Here is a 22,739-nt window from a genome sequence, read left to right on the forward strand (position 1 = left end):
AACATTAACCCCGATAGGAAACTATCGGGGTTTTGTTTTTTGTATGAAATAAATTCACCTTGCCGTTTTTCCCTCGACAGAACCTCTCTTTTTCGTTAATTTTGGATGTCCGGATGTCTAAAATAACAAGGAGAGCCCGCCGCTATGCCAATCCGTATCCCTGATGAACTTCCTGCTGTTACCGATCTGCGTGATGAAAATATCTTTGTGATGACATCATCACGGGCACAATTTCAGGATATACGGCCGCTGAAAGTGCTGTTTTTAAATCTGATGCCCAAGAAGATTGAAACAGAACTGCAATTTTTGCGCCTGCTCTCCAATACACCGCTTCAGGTTGATATTCAGTTATTGCGTATCAGTCATCATGAATCAAAGAACACACCCAAAGCGCATCTGGATGCTTTTTATTGTGACTTTGACGATATAAAAGCACAGAATTTTGATGGTCTGGTGATCACCGGTGCGCCACTCGGTCTGGTTGAATTTCAGGATGTGGATTACTGGCCGGAACTGGATGAGATTATCCGCTGGTCGCAGACCCATGTCACATCAACCCTCTTTGTCTGCTGGGCAGTACAGGCGGGGCTGAACACGCTTTACAATATCCCGAAACAAACACTGCCGGAAAAGATCTCCGGAGTGTATACCCACACTACCCTGATGCCGCATGCATTGCTGACCAGGGGATTTGACGGGCAGTTTTCCGCACCTCACTCCCGCTATGCGGCATTCCCTGAAGCGATGATCCGCGAAAATACCGATCTCGATATCCTGGCTGCCTCTGAAGAAGCCGGAGCCTATCTGTTTGCCAGTAAAGACAAGCGCCAGGTCTATGTCACCGGGCATGCAGAGTATGATGCCGATACTTTGGCAGGGGAATATCAGCGTGATGCGGATGCGGGGCTGAAGCCTGCTATCCCGGTGAACTATTTTCCGGATAATGACCCGTCGAAAACACCGGTATCCAGCTGGCGCGGACACGGCCATCTGCTTTATGCTAACTGGCTGAATTATTGTGTTTATCAGATAACACCGTTCGATCTGAGTGTGATGAATCCGACAGCAGACTGATAAAAAAAGCCACCGCGAACGGTGGCAAAAGGCAGACTTAATTTACGATGTCTTTATGCAGCGGCACCGGCAACGGCTTGTGCCGCCAGTGCGGTAATACGATCATAATCTCCGTTACGCAGTGCATCTTCCGGCACCAGCCATGAACCGCCGACACAGGCCACACTGCTCAGAGCAAGGTAATCCCGGTAATTATTCAGAGAGATCCCGCCGGTCGGGCAGAAACGGATATCCGGGAAAGGACCGGAAATCGCTTTCAGCGCTTTCACTCCGCCGTTTGCTTCTGCCGGGAAAAACTTAAAGTTTTTCAGGCCGTAAGCCATTCCCGCCATCAGTTCAGAAACGGTGGCGATCCCCGGGATCAGCGGAATAGATCCCTGATCGGCTGCCTGTAACAGAGATTCTGTCAGACCGGGGCTGATAGCAAACTGCGCACCGGCGTCAGTGACGGCTTTCAGTTGCTCCGGATTAATCACAGTACCTGCACCGACGATCGCCTCCGGCACTTCTTCCGCAATGGCTCGGATAGCCTCAATGGCACACGCTGTACGCAGCGTGACTTCCAGAACACGGATCCCGCCCGCGACCAGCGCACGGGCCAGCGGTACTGCCTGATGCAGTTCACGGATAACAATGACAGGCACAACCGGTCCTGCATTTAAAACGGATTGCGCACTTAACATCTGATCATTCATCGTCATTCTCACTTTTATAAAAACGAATACAGCAGGCGCCTTCTTCCGCACCTGAGAGTTGCGTGCGTAATGCACTGAATAATTCACGACCGGAGCCGTCACGCTCTGCGCTGAGGTCAGGGATGACACTTTCACGTGCTGCCAGAACCGCCTCATCAACAAGCAGTGTCAGCTCACCGGTCTGCCCGTTCACTCGGATCATATCGCCGTCACGGACTTTGGTCAGCAGCCCGCCGGTATACGCTTCCGGGGTAACGTGAATAGCGGAAGGCACTTTGCCGGATGCGCCTGACAAACGCCCGTCTGTTACCAGAGCCACCCGGTAACCTTTATCCATCAGCACGCCCAGCGGCGGCATCAGTTTGTGCAGTTCCGGCATTCCGTTGGCCTGCGGCCCCTGGAAACGGACTACCACAACACAATCTTTGTTCAGTTTTCCGGCCTCAAACGCGGGCACAATATCATGCTGGCTGTTAAACACGATGGCCGGGGCTTCAATAATCTGGTTATCGGCAGGCACTGCCGAGGTTTTCATCACCGCACGTCCGAGATTTCCGGTCAGCACTTTGGTACCGCCGTGAGACGAAAACGGTGTATTTCCGGATGCAATCACACTGTCATCAAGCGTGCTGAGTGCGCCCTCCCGCCATTTCAGTTCACCGTTATCCAGCCACGGCTCCTGTGTATAACGGGATAAGCCGAAACCGGCGACCGTATGCACATCTTCATGCAGCAGTCCCAGGCTGAGCAGCTCACGGATAATCAGCTGTAACCCGCCTGCGGCATGGAACTGGTTGATATCTGCCGGGCCATTCGGGTAGATCCGGCTGAGCAGCGGGATAATGTCCGACAGCTCAGAAAAATCATCCCAGTTGATGATGATCCCGGCCGCAGCGGCCATCGCGATAAGGTGCATAGTGAGATTGGTGGAGCCGCCGGTTGCCAGCAAACCAACGATACCGTTAACGATGACTTTTTCATTCACCAGTTGCCCGATCGGCAGATAATTGCCGCTGTTTTCGGTAAAGCGGACAACCTGGCGGGCCGCGGCATCTGTCAGTGCGGTGCGCAGCGGGGTATCAGGATGAATAAAGGACGCGCCGGGCAGATGTAAGCCCATGATTTCCATGACCATCTGATTGGAATTGGCGGTACCGTAAAAAGTACAGGTTCCGGCGGAATGATAAGAGGCCGCTTCTGCATCCAGCAGCGCCCGGCGATCAACTTTCCCTTCAGCAAATAACTGACGGACATGCACTTTTTCTTTATTCGGCAGACCGCTGGTCATCGGCCCCGCCGGAATAAATACGGATGGCAGATGCCCGAAAGAGAGTGCCGCCATCATCATCCCCGGGACGATTTTATCGCAGATCCCGAGGTAAAGTGCGCCATCAAACATATTGTGGGAAAGCCCGACAGCGGCAGACATTGCAATCACATCACGGCTCAGCAGGGATAACTCCATACCATCCTGCCCCTGGGTCACGCCGTCACACATGGCGGGAACGCCGCCGGCAACCTGGCCGATGGCCCCCACGCTGTGCAGTGCCGCTTTGATTTGTTCCGGATAAAATTCATACGGCTTATGTGCCGACAGTATGTCATTGTAAGCCGTAATAATCGCAATATCGTTATGCGCCATATTGCGTAACTGTTGTTTCTCATCCGGCTGGCAGGCGGCAAAACCGTGAGCCAGGTTACCGCAGGCCAGCTGAGCACGATGGACGGTTTTACTGCGTGCGGCGCTGATTTTTTCCAGATACCGGGCACGGGATACACGGGAACGCGTCGTAATACGGGCGGTAATGTCTGAAAGTTGCGGATGAACCGGCGGGTACGCAGAATGTGTCATAGTCATAGCTCCGTGCTGATTATCTGCCTGTTGCAGTATCATAAACTCATTTGTTACCGGTAACATTGGCACAGATCAGCAACGGATTGCAACTTTTATGAGCAATTCTCTTTCCTGAATATGATCCACCTCAAATTTAGCTGAAACGAGAAAGCTTTCGGCGCGGATCGAATAATCAGAAAAAGAGGGTTGAGTACCAGTGCGGATCACATCAACATGAAAAACGCTCAGGTTGCGCTTTAATGCACTCAGGGAAAGTTGTGGTAGTATAGACGTTCAGACGGCTATTCAAACGGGCATTGCAGAGCGGAGTCAGATAAATGGATAATAAAATCAGTGTATTAAAAAAAGCGCTTAATCAACGGATCCTGATTCTTGATGGTGCGATGGGAACAATGATCCAGCGCTATGCACTGAACGAAAAGGAATACCGCGGTGAGCGTTTCGCTGACTGGCCGGTCGATCTGAAGGGAAATAACGATCTGTTATCCATTACACAGCCGGATATTATCCGTGAAATTCACCATGCTTATCTGGAAGCCGGTGCGGATATTATTGAAACCAACAGCTTTAACTCCACGGTTATTTCCATGGCGGATTATCAGATGGAATCACTGTCTGATGAAATCAATGAGGCCGCAGCAAAACTGGCGCGGGAATGTGCCGATGAGTGGACACGCAAAACACCGGAAAAACCCCGCTATGTGGCCGGCATTCTGGGGCCGACTAACCGGACGGCATCCATCTCTCCCGATGTGAATGATCCGGCTTACCGCAATGTCTCCTATGACGCACTGGTCGGGGCTTACCGCAGCTCTGTGCGGGCACTGGTCCGCGGCGGCGCTGACATCATTATGATCGAAACTATCTTCGATACCCTGAATGCCAAGGCGGCGATCTATGCCGTTGAAACCGAGTTTGAGGCACTGGGGATTAAATTGCCGGTCATGCTTTCCGGTACCATCACGGATGCCTCCGGCCGGACACTGACCGGTCAGACAACGGAAGCCTTTTATAACTCCATGCGCCACATCCGTCCTATCTCTTTCGGGCTTAACTGTGCGCTGGGGCCTGCTGAACTGCGCCAGTATGTGGCGGAGCTGTCCCGTATCGCGGATTGCTATGTCAGTACTCACCCGAATGCCGGTCTGCCGAATGCGTTCGGGGGTTATGACCTGGGTGCCGCCAATATGGCGGGTTATATCAGTGAGTGGGCACAGTCTGGTCTGCTGAATATTGTCGGTGGCTGCTGCGGCACTACGCCTGACCATATCCGTGCAATCGCACAGGCGGTAGCGGATATTCCGCCGCGAGTTATTCCTGATCGCCCTGTGGCCTGCCGTCTTGCGGGGCTGGAGCCGCTGACTATCGACGAAAACTCCCTGTTCGTCAACGTGGGGGAGCGAACCAATATTACCGGCTCTGCACGGTTTAAGCGGCTGATTAAAGAAGGTAATTATCAGGAAGCACTGGATGTGGCCCGTAATCAGGTGGAGAACGGTGCCCAGATCATTGATATCAACATGGATGAGGGCATGCTGGATTCACAGGCTGCCATGGTGCGTTTCCTGAATATGATTTCCGGTGAGCCGGATATCGCCCGTGTGCCGATTATGATTGACTCTTCAAAATGGGAGGTGATAGAGGCCGGGCTGAAATGTATCCAGGGCAAAGGCATTGTGAACTCGATTTCCCTGAAAGAGGGAGAAGAAGCCTTTATCGATCATGCCAAAAAAGTGCTGCGTTACGGCGCTGCCGTGATTGTGATGGCCTTTGATGAAACCGGTCAGGCGGATACCCGGCAGCGTAAGACAGAAATCTGTCAGCGGGCTTACCGCATTCTGACCGAACAGGTGGGATTCCCGCCGGAAGATATTATTTTTGACCCGAATATTTTTGCGGTGGCAACCGGCATTCCTGAGCATAACAACTATGCGGTTGATTTTATTGAAGCCTGTAGGGATATCAAAGCGACACTGCCCCATGCGCTGATCTCCGGCGGGGTCTCCAACGTCTCTTTCTCGTTCCGCGGTAATGATCCGGTACGGGAAGCGATTCACGCCGTTTTCCTTTATTACGCCATCCGTAACGGCATGGACATGGGAATTGTGAATGCCGGGCAACTGGCTATTTATGATGATTTACCATCTGCACTGCGTGATGCGGTGGAAGATGTGATTCTGAACCGCCGCGAGGATGCCACAGACCGGCTGCTGGCGCTGGCAGAAGAATATCGCGGCAGCAAAGGGGAAAATGATCAGCCGCAGCTCGCGGAATGGCGCGGGTGGGATGTGGAAAAACGCCTTGAATACGCGCTGGTGAAAGGGATCACCGAATTTATTGTTGAGGATACCGAAGCCGCCCGTCTGCGGGCTGACAGTCCGATTGAAGTGATCGAAGGTCCGCTGATGAATGGCATGAATGTGGTCGGCGATTTGTTCAGTGAAGGCAAAATGTTTCTGCCGCAGGTGGTGAAATCCGCCCGGGTGATGAAACAGGCGGTGGCCTATCTGGAACCTTATATTCAGGCAGCGAAAACCAGCGGCTCCAGTGCCGGGAAAGTTCTGCTGGCGACAGTCAAAGGTGATGTGCATGATATCGGCAAGAATATTGTCGGTGTGGTATTGCAGTGTAATAACTACGAAATTATTGATCTCGGGGTGATGGTGCCCTGTGAAACAATTCTCCGCACAGCCATTGAGGAAAAAGTGGATATTATCGGGCTGTCCGGGCTTATCACGCCGTCACTGGATGAAATGGTGCATGTGGCGAAAGAGATGGAGCGTCAGGGGTTTTCCCTGCCGCTGCTGATCGGCGGTGCCACCACATCCAAAGCCCATACGGCAGTGAAAATTGAGCCGAATTACAGCGGCCCGGTGACCTATGTACAGAATGCCTCGCGGACGGTCGGGGTCGTGGCGGCACTATTGTCCGATAAACAACGGGATGAATTTGTTGCCCGCACCCGCAAAGAATATGAGGTTGTCCGCGATCAGTATGCCCGCCGTCAGCCGCGCTCAGCACCGGTGACACTCGCACTGGCGCGGGCAAATGCGTTTGCGGCGGATTGGGATAATTATACGCCGCCGCGCCCGGCATTTACCGGGGTGAAAACTGTCACTGCACCGATTTCGGTGCTGCGCCGTTATATTGACTGGACACCTTTCTTTATGACCTGGTCGCTGGCCGGAAAATACCCGCGTATTCTGGAAGATGATGTCGTCGGTGAAGAAGCCCGCCGCCTGTTTAAAGAGGCAAACGCGATGCTGGATGAGCTGGACAGAACCGGCACACTGACACCGCGTGGCGTGGCGGGGATCTTCCCGGCTAACCGGATCGGTGATGATATCGCGGTTTACCGTGATGAATCCCGCGAAGAAATTCTGTTATACAGCTGTCATCTGCGCCAGCAGACACAGAAAAAAGATAATTTTCCGAATGCCTGCCTGGCGGATTTTGTCGCGCCGCCGGGTATTCCGGATTACCTCGGGGCATTTGCCGTCACCGGCGGGCTTGAGGAAGATACTCTGGCAGCTCAGTTTGATGCGGCACACGATGATTACAATAAAATCATGGTGAAAGCCCTCGCTGACCGGTTGGCGGAAGGGTTTGCGGAGTATCTGCATGAGCAGGTGCGTAAAACCGTCTGGGGCTACAGCCCGGATGAAAACCTGGATAATGACTCGCTGATCCGGGAAAACTACCAGGGGATCCGCCCCGCACCCGGCTATCCGGCCTGTCCGGAGCATACGGAGAAAAGCAAAATCTGGGAACTGCTGGATGTTGAAAGCCATACCGGTATGCGTCTGACGGAATCTTACGCTATGTGGCCGGGGGCATCGGTATCCGGCTGGTATTTCAGTCATCCGCAAAGCCGCTATTTTGCGGTGGCGCAGATTCAGCGGGATCAGATTGAGGATTATGCCACCCGAAAAGGTATGCCGGTGAAAGAGCTTGAGCGCTGGCTGGCCCCGAACCTGGGGTATGATCCGGAAGACTGAGTATTACCGTGTGTCAGTCTCCTGTCCCGGTTTGCATTAACTGCCGGGTACTGTTCTGCGTATAGTGAGTCATGCAGTATCACCGTATGACATTATCAGAACAGAAGGAGAATCGTATGAGCTCAGTATTTATTATCGCTGACGGCAGGACCGGGGAGGTGGTATGACACTTCCCGTTTTCAGGCCGTTAATGATATCCGCCACTTTTGTCTTATGCAGCGTATTTACCGGTAACTGCCGGGCTGAGACTGATTTACCCTGTGCGATGATCTACAAGGTCAAAGCGGAGGGGGGGGGAAGATCGTATGTGTTTCAGCTGGCGGCCGTTACCTGCCTGCCCTGCATTGTGTCACCCGTCAAAAAGTGTGAAAAAAACGGTGGCGTTTTATTGTATCGACTCTGACAAACAGTTACCCGAGAAGAAAGTCAATGCCGTTTTGGATGTCACTGTTCCGGTGAGTTGTGAGGCGACACTTCCTGTATTTGCAGTACCGGACACCACACCATAATCTGAAGTAAAACAGGATAACCGGCCGGGATCCTTTCTCCTTCCTTCGCAATCATCACGCAATGTGACAGCCTGCTCTTGTCATTGTTTTTTTCATCCCCATTTATAGATAAGCAATTATCCCGTACTATGGCTGCAACAGCCGTGACCGGGCATATCAGATTCAGCCATAAAAGGGAGTGATGAGACAATGTACCGTTTCTATATTCAGGACGCTTTACCTGCCGGGTGCCTGCCCGCGTATTCGCTGCCGAAAGCAGATCAGCCCCATTATTATGAATTGGATGAAAGTATCCTCAACGCTGCACTGAATATCATGCAGATCTCGGATATCCTGGATACCGATGATGTGCTGGACGATGACTGCTTTAACCGTATCTGGCTGAAAAGCGAGCTGACACCCGCCCGTGCGTCAGAGGTTTATCACTTCTTATATCAGCAGCAGCTGCCGGAACCGGTACCGTCACAGGATGAAATCGCGGCCTTTAAACAGGCGAGAGCCGACGAACTGGCGCTGCTGAGCCGGCGCAGCCCGAAGGAAGGGTATGTGCCTGTCCATAAATTTGCCACACAGGATGCCTGGCGGATCATGCCGGAAGAATGCCTGCTTATTGCCGGTGTTCTGACAGATCACATGCTGGAAGATAACAATATGGTGGTCAGTAACATCGCATCACTGTGCAAAATCAGCCACAAAACACTGGAATATGCCCTGAGAGGCTGGCGTGAGTTTAATTTATTCGCGGCAGAACATGGCGGTTATCAGGTTTGCTGATGATTCAGTCGTTTTTTATGCAAAGATAACACCTGATGTGAATTGATCGCCTGATGCTGACCGCATCAGGCGTTTTTTTATCTGAATAATCAGAACAGATCGCGGTGAAGGGCGCGAATGATATCTTCGGCATCATTGCCCGGCACCAGCAGGCACATGTTGTGTCCGCTTGCACCATAACTGATCATGCGGATATTAAACGGCTCAAGGGCGCTGAAAATGGTTTTACCCAGCCCGTGTGCCCGGGTCAGTTCATTACCGATAACCGCGACCAGCGCCAGATCCTGCTCCACTTCAATACGGCACAGGGCTGATAACTCAGCGGTCAGCTCATCACTGAGCAATGTTCCGTTAGTGTGTGTTGAGCCGACGGTATCCAGTGTCAGGGCAATGCTGACTTCTGACGTGGTAATCACATCCACGGAAATATTATGGCGGGAAAGAATAGTGAAGATTTCCGCCAGAAAGCCGCGCGCATGCAGCATTTTCAGGCTGTGCAGCGTCAGCAGGGTTTGCTGGCGGCGTAATGTCAGGGCGCGGAACAGCGGCGGATTCGGATCATTGTCGCACACCAGTGTGCCGCCCGCGCCGCTCTCTTTGCTGGAGCCGACAAACACCGGGATCCCGCTGCGCACGGCAGGCAGCAAAGTGGCCGGATGCAGGATTTTTGCCCCGAAGTTTGCCATTTCTGCCGCTTCATCAAAGGTAATATGATCAATCGGATAGGCATCCGGCACAATGCGCGGGTCTGTGGTGTAGATCCCCGGCACATCTGTCCAGATATCGACACGCTGACAGCCGAGTGCCTCCGCCAGCAATGCCGCCGTGTAATCACTGCCGCCGCGTCCGAGTGTGGTGGTGCGTCCTGCGGCTTCGCGGCCGATAAATCCCTGGGTGATCACCGTACCCTGTGACAGACGCGGGGCAAGCAGCTGATCACAGCGCGTGCGCAGCACCACGGTATCCGGCTCTGCCCGGCCGAAACTGTCATCTGTCTGCATGACCTCACGGACATCAAACCATTGCGCCTGTGCTCCCTGTTCCCGCAGTACTTCGGTAAACAGCAGCGTCGACATAATCTCACCATGACTGACAATTTCATCCACCAGGGCGCTGGAGGTTGCCAGTGCTGCGGCATCCGACAAGGTGGTGATATTGCCCAGCAGACGGTCAATCTCATTGTGTACCGCTGCGTTTTCCGGCAGACGGGACAGAATTTCATATTGTGTGTCACGAATCTGTTTCAGACATTTTTCACGTTGTGCGCGCGGGCATCCCTGAGCTAATTCGATTAATGCATTGGTGATCCCGGCGGAGGCGGATAACACCACCAGTGCCACACCGGGGGTTTGCAGCACAACCCCGGCACTTTTCTGCATGGCGTCGTAATTTGCCACACTGGTACCACCGAATTTTGCAATAACCTGCTGAGCAGGCGCGGAAGATGCTGACGCCATAATGAATTCCTTATCCCGTAAAGTGAAAAATGTGAGCTGTGTTACACTGATAGAATTATAGGGATTGCCGGAATGAGTCAATATTGATTAACGGATAATCAATATCTTTCATAATGACAGGCAAATTATCGTTTTTTGCGATATTCCGCTCCGGTGCTGGTTTTGTTTCGGTTTTTTGAGCAATATCACGGAATGACAGATGCATAACACCTTTATCGTCAGGACAGAGTACACTTTGTTGACACGATTCAGTTTTGGTTTTCAATGAAAAAGAGAGCTGCAATGAAAAATATTAACCCCACTGATACTGCGGCCTGGAAGGCGCTGGAACAGCATTACAACACAATGAAGACTGTGCATCTCCGTGACTTATTTGCGCAGGATAACGACCGGTTCAGCCGTTTTTCTGCCACGTTCGGTGAAGACATGCTGGTGGATTATTCCAAGAACCGTATCACACAGGAAACCCTCGATAAGCTGCTGGCACTGGCGGAAGAGTGTGATGTGCGTGGGGCTGTCCGCAGTATGTTTTCCGGTGAGAAGATCAACCGGACAGAAAACCGTGCTGTTCTGCACACCGCGCTGCGCCATCGTGATAACACGCCGGTGATGACTGACGGGCAGGATGTGATGCCTGAGGTTCGTGCGGTACTGGAAAAAATGCGTGTGTTCAGTGAGCGGATCATCAGCGGGGAGTGGAAAGGTTATACCGGCAAGCCGATTACCGATGTGGTGAATATCGGTATCGGCGGCTCTGATCTCGGCCCTTATATGGTGACAGAAGCACTGCGCCCGTATAAAAATCATCTGGGCATGCATTTTGTCTCTAATGTTGACGGCACCCATATCGCTGAAACCCTGAAAGAGCTGAATCCGGAAACCACACTGTTTCTGATCGCCTCCAAAACCTTTACCACCCAGGAAACCATGACCAACGCTCACTCCGCACGTGACTGGTTCCTGGCTGCCGCTGAAGACCCGGCGCAGGTGGCGAAACATTTTGCGGCGCTGTCCACCAATGCGGATGCGGTAGCTGAGTTTGGTATTGATACCGCCAATATGTTTGAGTTCTGGGACTGGGTCGGCGGACGTTATTCCCTGTGGTCAGCCATTGGCTTGTCTATTGTGCTCTCTGTCGGTTATGACAACTTCACGCAGTTGCTTGATGGTGCGTATGCCATGGATAAGCATTTCACCGAAACTGAATTCTCACAGAATATCCCGGTGCTGCTGGCGCTGATTGGTCTGTGGTATAACAATTTCTTCGGTGCGGAAACCGAGGCGATTCTGCCGTATGATCAGTATATGCACCGCTTTGCAGCCTATTTCCAGCAGGGGAATATGGAGTCCAACGGGAAATATGTGGATCGTAACGGTAAGGTGGTTTCTCATCAGACCGGGCCGGTTATCTGGGGCGAGCCGGGCACCAACGGGCAGCATGCGTTTTATCAGCTGATCCATCAGGGCACCAAACTGATCCCGTGTGATTTTATCGCACCGGCACAAAGCCATAATCCGCTGGGAGATCACCACAGCAAACTGCTGTCGAATTTCTTCGCCCAGACCGAAGCACTGGCCTTTGGTAAAACCCGCGAACAGGTGGATGCGGAATTTGCCGCACAGGGCAAAAATCCGGCAGAAATGGATTATGTCGCACCGTTTAAAGTTTTTGAGGGTAACCGTCCGACGAACTCCATCCTGCTGAAATCCATTACTCCGTTCAGCCTCGGGGCACTGATTGCGATGTATGAGCATAAGATTTTTGTTCAGGGCGTGATTATGAATATCTATACGTTTGATCAGTGGGGCGTCGAACTGGGCAAACAGCTGGCAAACCGGATTCTGCCGGAACTGGAGGATGACAAGCCGGTTGAAAGCCACGACAGCTCAACCAACGGCCTGATTAACCGGTTTAAAAACTGGCGTTAGTGCTGATTTCGCTTTAACCGCGCATTTTATAAACAAAGCCGCCCTGCATTGCGCAGCGCGGCTTTATTTTTAGCAAAAAATTTTCAGTAACGCGCTCATTTCCTGCCGGGTTTTGTTAAAGTGTATCAGAACGCCTATTATGCTCCTGATAACCGGATATATTCATGACACAAACAGTGATAACACCGCCTATCCGCTGGTTTGATAATGCGGAAACGATCCCTGCCGGGGTGCTGGACTGGTTATCAGAATTAGGGTCAATGACGCGGCGCTTTGAACAGCATTGCAATGAAGTGACGGTAAAACCGTATTGTGAAAAATATATCTCCCGTGAAGCGCTGACTGAAGAAGAGCAGATGCATCTGCCCGGCAGTAGCCGCTACTGGTTACGGGAGGTGGTGTTATATGGTGACGGGGTTCCCTGGCTTACCGGCCGGACAGTGGTGCCGGAGGAGACGCTGACAGGGGAAGAGCAGCAGTTACTGAAAATGGGAAATGTGCCACTCGGGCGCTATCTCTTTACCAGCGGTTGTCTGACGCGGGATTATATCCGCTTCGGGCTGTCAGAAACGCACTGGGCCCGCTGTTCGCGGCTGTGCCTGGCGGGTAAACCACTGCTGCTGACTGAAGTTTTTCTGCCGGCCTCTCCGGCATACCCCGCATAAGTGAATATCTCGGAGAAGAATAACGTGGAACGAAGCATGGTACGCAGCAAGTGGCAGGCATACAGCCGTCTGATGCGGACAGACCGCCCGATTGGCTCACTGTTACTGCTCTGGCCGACCTACTGGGCGTTATGGATAGCGGCCCGGGGCGTCCCGGACTGGCATATTCTGATTATCTTTACCATTGGTGTGTTCAGTATGCGCGCCGCCGGGTGTGTGATTAATGATTTTGCTGACCGGAAATTTGACGGCTCGGTGGAGCGCACCAAGAACCGCCCGCTGCCGCGCGGTGATGTCACGGAAAAAGAAGCCAAAATTCTGTTTGCGGTACTGGTGCTGGTATCATTCGGGCTGGTGCTGACGCTCAATACCATGACCATCTGGCTGTCAGTCGCCGGGCTGGCGCTGGCCTGGGTGTATCCGTTTGTGAAGCGGGTCAGCCATCTGCCGCAGGTGGTGCTTGGCGCGGCCTTCGGCTGGTCGATTCCGATGGCATTTGCGGCGGTCAGTGAATCGCTGCCGGCAGAGTGCTGGCTGCTGTTTGCGGTCAATATTGTCTGGTCTGTGGTGTATGACACTCAGTACGCGATGGTGGATCGCAACGACGACCTGAAAATCGGCGTGAAATCCACGGCTATCCTGTTCGGGCGCTTTGATAAGATGATTATCGGCATATTGCAGCTGGTGATGATTCTGATGCTGTTATTGATAGGGTTGATGGTTAATCTGTCCGGTATCTTCTACTGGTCCCTGCTGCTGGCCGGCGCGTTATTTGTCTATCAGCAGCGCCTGATGGCTGACCGCGAACGCGACCCGTGTTTTCAGGCCTTTATGAATAATAACTATGTCGGGTTTATTCTGTTTCTCGGCATGCTGGTCAGTTATCTGTAAATCCGGATAACCGGCAATAAAAAAGGAGACCGGTCACCCGGTCTCCTTTTTTTGTCCTCAGTACTGACCGCTGTCAGTCAGCCGGATTACTGTCATCACTTTCCGCCGGTATGGATTCTTCCGGCTCCAGGCTGACACTTTCGATAGTCAGGCGGATTTCCGGGGACATCAGTTCTGCCAGCACGTTGTAGAACTCACCGGCATTAGCCTCAATCACATCATCATTGTCATTGATATAGCCTTCTTCACGCAGCGTGCCGACCAGCGTGGCAAACACGGCTTTGTCGAAGAATTCCGGTGCGTTGATGCCGTGCAGAACCGACAGACGCTGTGCCAGCATCCGGCTCTCTTTTTCCAGTGCGGAACGGCTGATTTCCGGGGTGGCATTCAGCAGCGACAGGGTGATCGCATAACGCTGTAATGTCTCGCGGATCCCGGCAGCCAGCAGTTGTAACGGACGGATACGGGCCGGGTTAATCACCAGCATATTATCATCACGGCGGCAGATTAATTGCTGGCGGCACAGTTCATCAATGATGGTATCGAGGATCGCCGGCAGCTCTTCCTGACTGTAACGCATAAACAGCTCGGCTTTCAGCAGCGGATAGATCATCCCGACATGTTCACGCAGCGTATCGGTACTGACACGGCGGTGATGGATCAGGATACTGGTCACCAGAGACGGCAGTACCAGCATATGCAGAATGTTATTCCGGTAGTAGGTCATCAGTACCGCATTCTCACGCGGCAGAATGATGATATCCCCGAGGCTGTCTTTTTCAACCTCGAACTTATTCATCTGCAGAGCATGTTCCAGCAGTTCTTCCGCACTTTTCGCCGGGGTGGTGCTGTCCGGAGAGTACGGCACATTGCGCAGCAGCTGGAGATAGCAGTCGAGCTGTTCGATCAGCTGTTCGCGGGTCAGCGCGCGCTGGCGGGAAGCCAGCAGAGCCGTGGTACACAGGTTGATAGCGTTGGCGGCAGCAGCATTATTGATGCTCACCATGATGTTATCAGCCAGAGAGGTGGCGGTCGGTGTCAGCCAGGACGGACGCTGCGGCTCGACCGGGTCGATTGCGTCACGCCATTCCGGCACCTGTTTTGTCAGGTATTGTGACAACGGGATCGGCTGTCCGAAGTTCACATAGCCCTGACCGAGGTTACGCAGTTTGCGCAGGCCGCGCACCATCTGGATAAAACCTTCTTTCTGTTTGGTGGCACCGCGCAGTTCTTTGGCGTATGTGCCTACTTCCATCACATGCTCATACCCGATATAGACTGGCACCAGGGTGATAGGCCGTGAGTCTCCGCGCAGCATGGCCTGAAGCGTCATCGACAGTGTGCCGGTTTTCGGCTCCAGCAGACGCCCGGTACGGGAACGACCGCCCTCGACAAAGTATTCGATGGAATAACCGCGGGAGAACAGTTCACTCAGATATTCACGGAAAACCGTGGAGTAGAGTTTATTGCCCTTGAAGCTGCGGCGGATAAAGAACGCACCGAGGCGGCGGAAAATCGGCCCCGCCGGCCAGAAGTTGAGGTTAATCCCGGCCGCGATATGCGGCGGCACCAGCCCCTGATGATAGAGCACATAGGAGAGCAGCAGATAATCCATGTGGCTGCGGTGGCAGGGAACATACACTATCTCGTGACCGTCCTGTGCCAGCTGGCGCACCCGTTCCGCATTATGGACATTCAGCCCCTGATACAGGCGGTTCCACGTCCAGCCGAGGACACGATCAGCCACGCGCAGGGCGTCATAGGTGAAGTTAGCAGCCACTTCGTTCATCATGGAAACCGCATTTTGCCGCGCTTTTTCAATGGTGATTTTTTTGGCCTTCGCTTCATCCTCAACGGCTTTTTCAATCGCTTTGGACTTCAGCAGCTTATTGAACAGCTCCTGACGCACCGGCAGCTTCGGACCGATAGCGGCCAGACGCTGACGGGAGAAGTGAATACGGGCGACACGGGCCAGTTTATTGGCGATAATAGTGTCGGTGCCGTGTTCAGAAGCCATTGCGCCCATCGACACCGGCTGTGAGAAGCGGACAAAACTGTCGCGTCCCAGCCAGAGTACGGCGAAAAATTTCTGGATCCCGTTTAACAGACGCAGATGCGGCACACCGTGGTGCCCTTCGCGGCCCGGTGAACGACCAAACATCACAGAGACCGGCAGCATCTGAATATCCAGTGCCGGATTATTACGGTGCAGATCCAGATAGGCGTGGAAAATATGGACGGAATCTTTACGCGGATTCAGGGAGTAATAACGGAATACACGCGGGCCGTCATCAATAAAGACATAGCCCGGTAATGTGGTATTACCGATAACATTATCTTCCAGCGGATCCGGCATGCCCTGTGCAAGACACTGACGACGCAGTGTCAGCAGGTCCGCCTTAGAGTGATAAGGAAGAACATAGAGTGTCGGACGTTGTGTATCCAGCCCCAGCTCACTGACCGGATCCGTCGGGATCGGCTTGCTTTTTACCAATAGTTTTAAAGGTAAATTCAATACGTTATAGTATATTTTACGCCAAAGTGACATAAATGTATGAAGCCTCTTGTTGACAATTCGCGTTCAGCATACCAGAAAGGCGGAGCCAGATCTGTGTTGCGGCAGCAATAAAATCGCGGAAAACGGCAACGCTCAGTCAGGTAATCACATTACTAACAGTGACAGAAATGAAGAAAAATACCGGATTTAAACGATTAATTAAAGCGGCAGGCTATTCAAAAAAAGGACTTATTGCGGCATGGAAAAATGAAGCCGCTATCCGTCAGGAATTGCTGACGCTGATCCCGGCCATTATTATCGCCTTTGTTTTCTCATTTACCGCTGTTGAGCGGGTGCTGCTGATTGGTTCGGTGGTGCTGGTGGTGGTGATTGAGCTTATCAACAGTGCGATTGAGGCGGTGGTTGATCGTATCGGCACGGAGTACCACGAGCTGTCCGGCCGCGCTAAAGATATGGGGTCCGCTGCCGTGTTTATCGCCACATTACTGGGGCTGTTTGTCTGGATTATGCTGTTTATCAGCTGGTTCCAGCGTCTTTAACAGCTGCTTTTTTGTGAAACCTGCGGCGCAACACGTATTTTCCTCATGTTATGGTTCCCAATCCCGGAATACCTGTATATACTCACAGTCTGACTGTATAAACAAACAGGGGGCGAAATGAAAGCACTGACGGCACGGCAGCAACAGGTCTATGACCTTGTTCGTGACCATATTTCGCAGACGGGCATGCCACCGACGCGTGCAGAAATTGCGGCACGCCTGGGTTTTCGCTCTCCGAATGCGGCGGAAGAGCACCTGAAAGCCCTGGCGCGTAAAGGCGTCATTGAGATTGTCTCCGGGGCGTCCCGGGGGATCCGTCTGCTTCTGGAAGAAGAAGAGGATGAAGGTTTACCATTAATCGGCCGTGTGGCGGCGGGTGAGCCTTTATTAGCGCAGGAACATATCGAAAGCCGTTATCAGATTGACCCGATGCTGTTTAAACCGAGTGCAGATTTCCTGCTGCGGGTAAACGGTATGTCAATGAAAGATATCGGCATTATGGACGGTGATTTACTTGCGGTGCATAAAACCCAGGACGTGCATAACGGCCAGGTAGTGGTTGCCCGTATCGAAGATGAAGTGACGGTCAAACGGTTTAAGAAAGTGGGCAGCAAGATTGAGCTGCACGCTGAAAACGAAGAATTCAGCCCGATCGTGGTGGATTTACGGGAACAGAACTTTACTGTCGAAGGTCTGGCAGTGGGTGTGATCCGTAACAACGACTGGCACTGATTTCCCGGACAGCCGCCTGAAAGGGTATCCGCTTAAAAACCACAGTACACCGGAGACGGACACTGTGGTTTTTGTTTTTCAGCGCCCGCGTTTACGCGGCTCATCATGCTCATGGTCATGCCGGCATTTATCTCTGCGGGTACAGGATTCAATATCATAACAAGGGCGGCAGTATCCGTGTGCCTCAATCACACTGTGGCGGATATGAAACTGCGCGGCATCCGCCAGCTGACTGATTTGTGAATCAATTGCCTCACCATCCCGCTCTGTCACACTGTTGCAGCGATCGCAGATAAACAGCACCGACGTATGGCTGGGTTTATCAAAATGCGGGCACATCACAAAGCTGTTGGTGGATTCAATTTTGTGGATAAATCCTTGCTCCAGCAGGAATTCCAGGCCGCGGTAGATGGTCGGCGGTTTTGCCTGCGGCTCGGTTTCACGAAGCAGATCCAGCAGCTCATAGGCACTGATGGCACCGGGCTGATCGGCGATCAGTTGCAGTATCGATTTTCGCTGAGACGTCATGCGTACACTGCGGGACAGACACAGTGCTTCTGCTTTTTTTAATAAAGTCTGAATATCAACAGGTTGCATGACATCACCTTCCGTTAATCAATAAATATATGAACAGCTCACTCTAGCATGAATTCCGGCAGAATAACCGGTATCCGTGCTATTTTGTCAAAAAAGGGCTGCCAATTCAGGGCAAATTATGGTGAGCTGTCAGGGCAAACACATAAAAAGCACATGATAATAAAATGGAGTCCTGAATGAGTATCGAAACGGTTCGTGCCTGGTTCGGCACGCATGCCCCGGATGTCACGATTATTGAAACCACACAGCCGACCGCCACGGTCAGCCAGGCCGCAGATGTTCATGGCGTCCGCCCCGGCCAAATCTGCAAAACACTTTCCTTTAAGCTGACAGATGACAGTGCAATCCTGATTGTGATGGCGGGGGATGCCCGGCTGGATAATAAAAAATTCAAAACACAGTTCGGTTGCAAAGCCAAAATGCTGAATGCAGAGGAAGTGGTGCAGTTTACCGGTCATCCGGTCGGGGGAGTCTGTCCGTTCGGGCTGCCGGTACCGCTGGCTGTTTATGCGGATCATTCGCTCCGGGAATATGACACTGTATTACCGGCGGCGGGGTCAGCCAATTCCGCTGTCCGGCTGACACCTGTACGACTGGCGGAACTGACAAACGCACAGTGGCTGGATGTTACCACCCAGCCGGTATAAACCAGACAGCACCACAACCGCGGTGCTGTATCACGTCAGTATTCCGGCAGGCGGGTATCCGGTTCCGTATTGACGCCGGCATCGGTGCTGCCGGTGAACATATTGTCATCAGGAAGATGATGACGGGTAAAAAAAAGCAGGCTGTCTTCAATAAAATAGTAGGGAGAGACACTGAAGACCTGGGATATTCTCAGAATGATTTCCAGGGAAATTTTTGTGCTGCCGATTTCATAGCGGGAGATTTGCTGTTGTGATACGCCGATCAAATCGCCCAGTTCTGTCGATGTGACGCCGGTGATCCTGCGCATTTTGCGGATTTGTCCGCCGATGATCTTATACATCTCGTTAATGCTGGTATTCAGGTTATTATCTGTTTTATTGCTCATTATCTTCTGTCAGTCTGGTTAAACAATAACATATTAATGTTTGTCAAATTAAAACTTATTCTTCAGCACAACCCATTTCATCAAAAAAATAATTAACATTAATATTCAGGATGTTTGCGAGCATTAATAATTTATCCAGAGGAATTAAGCTCGCTCCCGTTTCGTAACGGGATAACTGCTGTTGTGAGATATTAATTTTTATTGAAAGCTCTTTGCCTGTCAGACAATTTTTCAGACGCTGACATTTTATTCTGCCGCCAATAAACATTGCCAACTCATATTTATCATATATTGTCATAAATTATGAAGATAAACGGTTGTCATATAATAATATAAAAATTTAACTTGGCGTATTTGTTTCCTCAAATGGTTTCTTTAAAAAGTATAATCGATACCCTTTTAATATGTAATAGATACAAAAAATCAACAAACGGGAAACAATAAAGGTGGAAATATTACGTATCAACACTATAACCTCAGCGATTTCATATTGTTACAAAAGATATCCGGTTTTTAACATCTTACACGAATGAAGAGTAAGCGGAATATTCTGATATTTAGTGGTGATTATACCTAATATAAAGATATTGATGCTGATTTTAAGTTTAAAATGGGTAATTTGACTACGGTCTCCCGCTTTACTGAAATCGCAGATAAGCAGTCAGTGTGATTATTGTCCCGCATTATGGGGACAGGTAGTTTGTTAAATTTCAGGATGGTGTTATGAGAAAACAAGAAGGCTAAAATATCCCAATGTTTCCGTAAAATACATAAATTATGATAGTAGTATATGTCAGGACTTGAATCGATGTGTATTGTTTTTCTTACTTACAAAATAAGTAGTATTGGTGGCTATTCACACCGCCATTAAATAATAAAATTCCGGGTGATGATAATTTCATTATATAATGAAATATACAGTGTTATTTTTTCTTTTAATTCACAGTGTTAGTTGTAATTGATGGTTGTAAAAAATAATAATTGCGTGTATTTTCTGCTGTCATCAGGTGCTGAGTGAAATTTAACGGTATGCGGAATTTATTGCTTTTATTGTTAGTCATTGTGTTATTAGGGCCATTAGGTATTGATCTTTATTTACCGGCTATTCCGGCAATTGCAAAAGGCCTGGGCAGCAGTGAGTCGTTGATTCAGTCAACTATCTCGTTGTTTATTCTTGTATTAGGTGCGGGACAGCTTATTTCCGGGTATCTGGTGGACAAATTTGGCCGCAGACCGATGGCAATGGCGGGAATGGTACTGTATATCGCCGGGTCCCTGACTGCGGCCTTTGCGGTTACCCCGGGGATGTTTATTGCATCACGGTTAATTCAGGGGGCGGGTGTCTGCTGCACGTCTGTGGTTGCATTTACCTGTGTCCGCGATTGCTTTAACGGCAATGAGGCGGCGCGTGCGTTCGGTTTCTTAAACGGCACATTAAATATTGTTCCGGCACTGGCACCACTGCTGGGGGGTATCATGGCGGAATATTACGGCTGGCGGGTGCCTTTTGGTTTTCTGGCACTGTATGCCTGTATTCTGCTGATTCTGACAGCAAAATATCTGCCGGAAACCCGGCCGGAAAGCAGTGCCCGGCATACAGAAAACCCGCTGAAGAGCCTTGTTTCTGTGTTGTTCAATAAGCGGTTTTTAATTTTTTCTCTGGTGAATGCCGGGACGATGGGAATGGTATTGACGTATGTCTCTCTGGCACCGGTGGTACTGATGGGGGATGCGGCGCTCAGCCCGTTACAGTTTTCGGTTGTGTTCGGTGCTAACGGATTTTGGATCATGGGGATCAGTATGATCGCCAACCGGGTGATCCGCAGCGCCGGGCGACCTGTTTGCCTGATTTCCGGCGGTGTACTGATGGCACTGGGGTGCATTGCGCTGGCACTGAGCCCGGTGCTGCTCTCCGTACAAATACAGAACCACTGGCTGATCTATATGCTGCCGGTGGCAGCCGCCTGTGCCGGTCTGGCCTTTATTATGGGACCGGCAACCAGCTATGCGCTGGAACCTTATTCGGATAATGCCGGTGTTGCCTCTGCACTGGTCGGTTTTATGCAGATGGCGGGCGGCGCAGTACTGACCCTGGTGGCGATCACATCCCCCTTACCGCCGAAAACAGCACTTGCCGTCACTATGCTGTGCGGCGCCCTGCTGGCATGGAATGCGTACCGGGTGAGTAAAAAGGAACAACGGCAGGCGTGATGCATAAAGGCGGAGATATCATATCTGTATGGTATATTCCGCCTTTATTTTTCCTGATAAATGGATACGTTGTATTTAATGCTGACGGAGAAAATTGCCATAAAAATAATGAAAATTATTATTATCTGACTCAGACAGGAAAATTATCTCTCCATTGATATTAATTTTATTTTCTATCTCATTCCGGGTATAAGAGAGGCATGCCTGTGCTGTATGCATGGATGTTTTTCTGAATGATGAGATACAAGGACTAAAGCGTTTAAATAATGGAATAGATTTACGGATACACAGAGTCAAACCGCCGTGAAACGTTAATTACCGGTCAGATGTGCAATCTTATCAGCGGATTGATTTCACCTTGGAATATACATCCCGATATATCAATTATGCTATTATGCACAGTTAACACATGCCACTCTAAACCAGAGAAAGTAACAGATATGTTTAAAAGATTAAAGGTATCAAACGGATTACTCTTTGTTTTATTTCTGTTTTTTTTATTGCAATTAATAACCGGTGCTTTTCTGTTTAACTACGCACAGTCCAATAAAAAAACAGTCATTACGAACAGCAATGAATCTGCTAAATTAGTTGAGGGTAATGAGTCGTGGGATATGCTGATATCCGCACGTACATCGGTGTATGCAGCGCTTGTGCTTTTATCCTATAATAAGGATGCAGAAGCATTAGAGTTTATTTCCAAAGCTGATACTTCACTGGAAAAAGCAAAGGAACACTTTGAGTTATTTAAATCGTATCCGACAAATCTTCAGGATGACGGTAATTTCAAAAAAATTGAAGAAGCATTTGATGTATATCGTTCAGGGTTATTAACCGCCACCCGAAATTTAAGTGAGAGAAAATTAACGGAAGTTGTTAACCAGCCAATACCTGATTATCAGGCTGAACTTGCAAAATATTACAACGAATATCAGGATGATTATAATAATTATTATAACAGCAGCATTCAAAAAGCCTCTGATGAATATAATGATACCCTATGGGGACTCCTTGCTATTTTTATCAGCCTGATAATCATTATTTCAGTTGTATGGCTTGGTATCCGGCGTATGCTGATTTTACCTCTGAACCATATTGTCGGCGGAATTCAGCATATTGCTGAAGGTGATCTGAGCAGGCCGATTAATGTGAGAGGCGGGGATGAAATTATGATATTGGCGGAAACATTACGCCATATGCAGATTGAACTTGCCCGTACCGTTGGTGATGTCCGTGATGGTGCCAATGCTATTTACAGCGGT

At 50.7% G+C, this 22,739-nt stretch carries 19 protein-coding genes; 12 read left to right on the plus strand and 7 right to left on the minus strand.

Translation table 11 applies throughout. From position 1 onward, the window contains the following. The first annotated feature begins 144 nt into the window (after positions 1-144). Entirely contained in the window at positions 145-1,074 is a 930-nt protein-coding gene (gene metA, locus N7387_RS19050; protein ID WP_262864718.1) for a homoserine O-succinyltransferase, read from the plus strand. A gap of 53 nt (positions 1,075-1,127) precedes the next feature. On the opposite strand, the gene N7387_RS19055 is transcribed toward metA, so the two are convergent. Continuing rightward, positions 1,128-1,769 carry a bifunctional 4-hydroxy-2-oxoglutarate aldolase/2-dehydro-3-deoxy-phosphogluconate aldolase gene (locus N7387_RS19055; RefSeq protein ID WP_262883660.1) on the minus strand — a complete coding sequence of 214 codons (642 nt, stop codon included), beginning with the start codon at positions 1,767-1,769 and terminating at the stop codon, positions 1,128-1,130. Beyond that, a complete protein-coding gene (edd, locus tag N7387_RS19060) occupies positions 1,762-3,627 on the minus strand; it encodes a phosphogluconate dehydratase (RefSeq protein ID WP_279800683.1) in 1,866 nt (621 codons plus the stop codon). The genes N7387_RS19055 and edd overlap by 8 nt, the downstream gene beginning before the upstream one ends. A 314-nt stretch (positions 3,628-3,941) precedes the next feature. Between edd and metH the strand changes: the two genes are divergently transcribed. The 3 genes from metH to N7387_RS19075 all read left to right on the plus strand — a co-directional run bounded on the left by metH (position 3,942) and on the right by N7387_RS19075 (position 8,905). Further along, the gene (gene metH, locus N7387_RS19065) at positions 3,942-7,622 is read left to right on the plus strand and encodes a methionine synthase (RefSeq protein ID WP_279800684.1); all 3,681 of its coding nucleotides are present in this window, start codon (positions 3,942-3,944) and stop codon (positions 7,620-7,622) included. A gap of 305 nt (positions 7,623-7,927) precedes the next feature. Further along, entirely contained in the window at positions 7,928-8,131 is a 204-nt protein-coding gene (locus tag N7387_RS19070) for a hypothetical protein (RefSeq protein WP_279800685.1), read from the plus strand. Positions 8,132-8,320: 189 nt separating this feature from the next. After that, positions 8,321-8,905 (plus strand): hypothetical protein, encoded by a 585-nt coding sequence (locus N7387_RS19075; RefSeq protein WP_025155253.1) that lies wholly within the window; start codon positions 8,321-8,323, stop codon positions 8,903-8,905. Positions 8,906-8,994: 89 nt separating this feature from the next. Here N7387_RS19075 and lysC read toward each other — a convergent pair whose 3' ends face one another. Next, positions 8,995-10,362 carry a lysine-sensitive aspartokinase 3 gene (gene lysC, locus N7387_RS19080; RefSeq protein ID WP_279800686.1) on the minus strand — a complete coding sequence of 456 codons (1,368 nt, stop codon included), beginning with the start codon at positions 10,360-10,362 and terminating at the stop codon, positions 8,995-8,997. Between the two features lie 282 nt (positions 10,363-10,644). On the opposite strand from lysC, the gene pgi reads away from it, so the two are divergent. The 3 genes from pgi to ubiA all read left to right on the plus strand — a co-directional run bounded on the left by pgi (position 10,645) and on the right by ubiA (position 13,847). After that, positions 10,645-12,291, plus strand: coding sequence for a glucose-6-phosphate isomerase (pgi, locus tag N7387_RS19085; RefSeq protein ID WP_279800687.1), 1,647 nt, complete (start codon positions 10,645-10,647; stop codon positions 12,289-12,291). 164 nt (positions 12,292-12,455) lie between these two features. Next, entirely contained in the window at positions 12,456-12,956 is a 501-nt protein-coding gene (gene ubiC, locus N7387_RS19090; RefSeq protein ID WP_262860272.1) for a chorismate lyase, read from the plus strand. A gap of 36 nt (positions 12,957-12,992) precedes the next feature. Beyond that, positions 12,993-13,847: a 4-hydroxybenzoate octaprenyltransferase gene (gene ubiA, locus N7387_RS19095; protein ID WP_279800690.1), complete on the plus strand. Its 855-nt coding sequence runs from the start codon at positions 12,993-12,995 to the stop codon at positions 13,845-13,847. A 73-nt stretch (positions 13,848-13,920) separates the two neighbouring features. On the opposite strand, the gene plsB is transcribed toward ubiA, so the two are convergent. Next, positions 13,921-16,395 carry a glycerol-3-phosphate 1-O-acyltransferase PlsB gene (gene plsB / locus N7387_RS19100; protein ID WP_262860271.1) on the minus strand — a complete coding sequence of 825 codons (2,475 nt, stop codon included), beginning with the start codon at positions 16,393-16,395 and terminating at the stop codon, positions 13,921-13,923. A gap of 137 nt (positions 16,396-16,532) precedes the next feature. Here plsB and N7387_RS19105 point away from each other — a divergent pair, with 137 nt between their 5' ends. Beyond that, positions 16,533-16,904, plus strand: coding sequence for a diacylglycerol kinase (locus tag N7387_RS19105; RefSeq protein ID WP_274371283.1), 372 nt, complete (start codon positions 16,533-16,535; stop codon positions 16,902-16,904). 117 nt (positions 16,905-17,021) lie between these two features. Next, positions 17,022-17,636 carry a transcriptional repressor LexA gene (gene lexA / locus N7387_RS19110; RefSeq protein ID WP_004238270.1) on the plus strand — a complete coding sequence of 205 codons (615 nt, stop codon included), beginning with the start codon at positions 17,022-17,024 and terminating at the stop codon, positions 17,634-17,636. Positions 17,637-17,714: 78 nt separating this feature from the next. On the opposite strand, the gene zur is transcribed toward lexA, so the two are convergent. Further along, positions 17,715-18,233, minus strand: a complete 519-nt coding sequence (zur, locus tag N7387_RS19115) for a zinc uptake transcriptional repressor Zur (protein WP_262860269.1) — start codon at positions 18,231-18,233, stop codon at positions 17,715-17,717. 176 nt (positions 18,234-18,409) lie between these two features. On the opposite strand from zur, the gene N7387_RS19120 reads away from it, so the two are divergent. Continuing rightward, positions 18,410-18,880, plus strand: a complete 471-nt coding sequence (locus N7387_RS19120; protein WP_262860268.1) for a YbaK/EbsC family protein — start codon at positions 18,410-18,412, stop codon at positions 18,878-18,880. Positions 18,881-18,915: 35 nt separating this feature from the next. Here N7387_RS19120 and N7387_RS19125 read toward each other — a convergent pair whose 3' ends face one another. Further along, the gene (locus tag N7387_RS19125; protein ID WP_279800688.1) at positions 18,916-19,266 is read right to left on the minus strand and encodes a helix-turn-helix transcriptional regulator; all 351 of its coding nucleotides are present in this window, start codon (positions 19,264-19,266) and stop codon (positions 18,916-18,918) included. Positions 19,267-19,321: 55 nt separating this feature from the next. Beyond that, entirely contained in the window at positions 19,322-19,534 is a 213-nt protein-coding gene (locus N7387_RS19130) for a helix-turn-helix transcriptional regulator (protein WP_262860266.1), read from the minus strand. 761 nt (positions 19,535-20,295) lie between these two features. Between N7387_RS19130 and N7387_RS19135 the strand changes: the two genes are divergently transcribed. After that, positions 20,296-21,477, plus strand: coding sequence for a multidrug effflux MFS transporter (locus tag N7387_RS19135; RefSeq protein WP_274371292.1), 1,182 nt, complete (start codon positions 20,296-20,298; stop codon positions 21,475-21,477). A gap of 440 nt (positions 21,478-21,917) precedes the next feature. Further along, positions 21,918-22,739 (plus strand): Tar ligand binding domain-containing protein (locus tag N7387_RS19140; protein ID WP_279800689.1); only part of this gene is annotated, 822 nt, incomplete at its 3' end.

Origin of the sequence: Morganella sp. GD04133 (assembly GCF_029835375.1) — a bacterium.
Classification (GTDB): Bacteria; Pseudomonadota; Gammaproteobacteria; order Enterobacterales; family Enterobacteriaceae; genus Morganella; species Morganella morganii_B.

Bases quoted from the DNA above. Each gene is read 5' to 3' on its own strand.
- metA (WP_262864718.1), top strand. From the start codon at position 145: ATGCCAATCCGTATCCCTGATGAACTTCCTGCTGTTACCGATCTGCGT.
- N7387_RS19055 (WP_262883660.1), bottom strand. From the start codon at position 1,769: ATGAATGATCAGATGTTAAGTGCGCAATCCGTTTTAAATGCAGGACCG.
- edd (WP_279800683.1), bottom strand. From the start codon at position 3,627: ATGACTATGACACATTCTGCGTACCCGCCGGTTCATCCGCAACTTTCA.
- metH (WP_279800684.1), top strand. From the start codon at position 3,942: ATGGATAATAAAATCAGTGTATTAAAAAAAGCGCTTAATCAACGGATC.
- N7387_RS19070 (WP_279800685.1), top strand. From the start codon at position 7,928: ATGTGTTTCAGCTGGCGGCCGTTACCTGCCTGCCCTGCATTGTGTCAC.
- N7387_RS19075 (WP_025155253.1), top strand. From the start codon at position 8,321: ATGTACCGTTTCTATATTCAGGACGCTTTACCTGCCGGGTGCCTGCCC.
- lysC (WP_279800686.1), bottom strand. From the start codon at position 10,362: ATGGCGTCAGCATCTTCCGCGCCTGCTCAGCAGGTTATTGCAAAATTC.
- pgi (WP_279800687.1), top strand. From the start codon at position 10,645: ATGAAAAATATTAACCCCACTGATACTGCGGCCTGGAAGGCGCTGGAA.
- ubiC (WP_262860272.1), top strand. From the start codon at position 12,456: ATGACACAAACAGTGATAACACCGCCTATCCGCTGGTTTGATAATGCG.
- ubiA (WP_279800690.1), top strand. From the start codon at position 12,993: ATGGTACGCAGCAAGTGGCAGGCATACAGCCGTCTGATGCGGACAGAC.
- plsB (WP_262860271.1), bottom strand. From the start codon at position 16,395: ATGTCACTTTGGCGTAAAATATACTATAACGTATTGAATTTACCTTTA.
- N7387_RS19105 (WP_274371283.1), top strand. From the start codon at position 16,533: ATGAAGAAAAATACCGGATTTAAACGATTAATTAAAGCGGCAGGCTAT.
- lexA (WP_004238270.1), top strand. From the start codon at position 17,022: ATGAAAGCACTGACGGCACGGCAGCAACAGGTCTATGACCTTGTTCGT.
- zur (WP_262860269.1), bottom strand. From the start codon at position 18,233: ATGCAACCTGTTGATATTCAGACTTTATTAAAAAAAGCAGAAGCACTG.
- N7387_RS19120 (WP_262860268.1), top strand. From the start codon at position 18,410: ATGAGTATCGAAACGGTTCGTGCCTGGTTCGGCACGCATGCCCCGGAT.
- N7387_RS19125 (WP_279800688.1), bottom strand. From the start codon at position 19,266: ATGAGCAATAAAACAGATAATAACCTGAATACCAGCATTAACGAGATG.
- N7387_RS19130 (WP_262860266.1), bottom strand. From the start codon at position 19,534: ATGTTTATTGGCGGCAGAATAAAATGTCAGCGTCTGAAAAATTGTCTG.
- N7387_RS19135 (WP_274371292.1), top strand. From the start codon at position 20,296: ATGCGGAATTTATTGCTTTTATTGTTAGTCATTGTGTTATTAGGGCCA.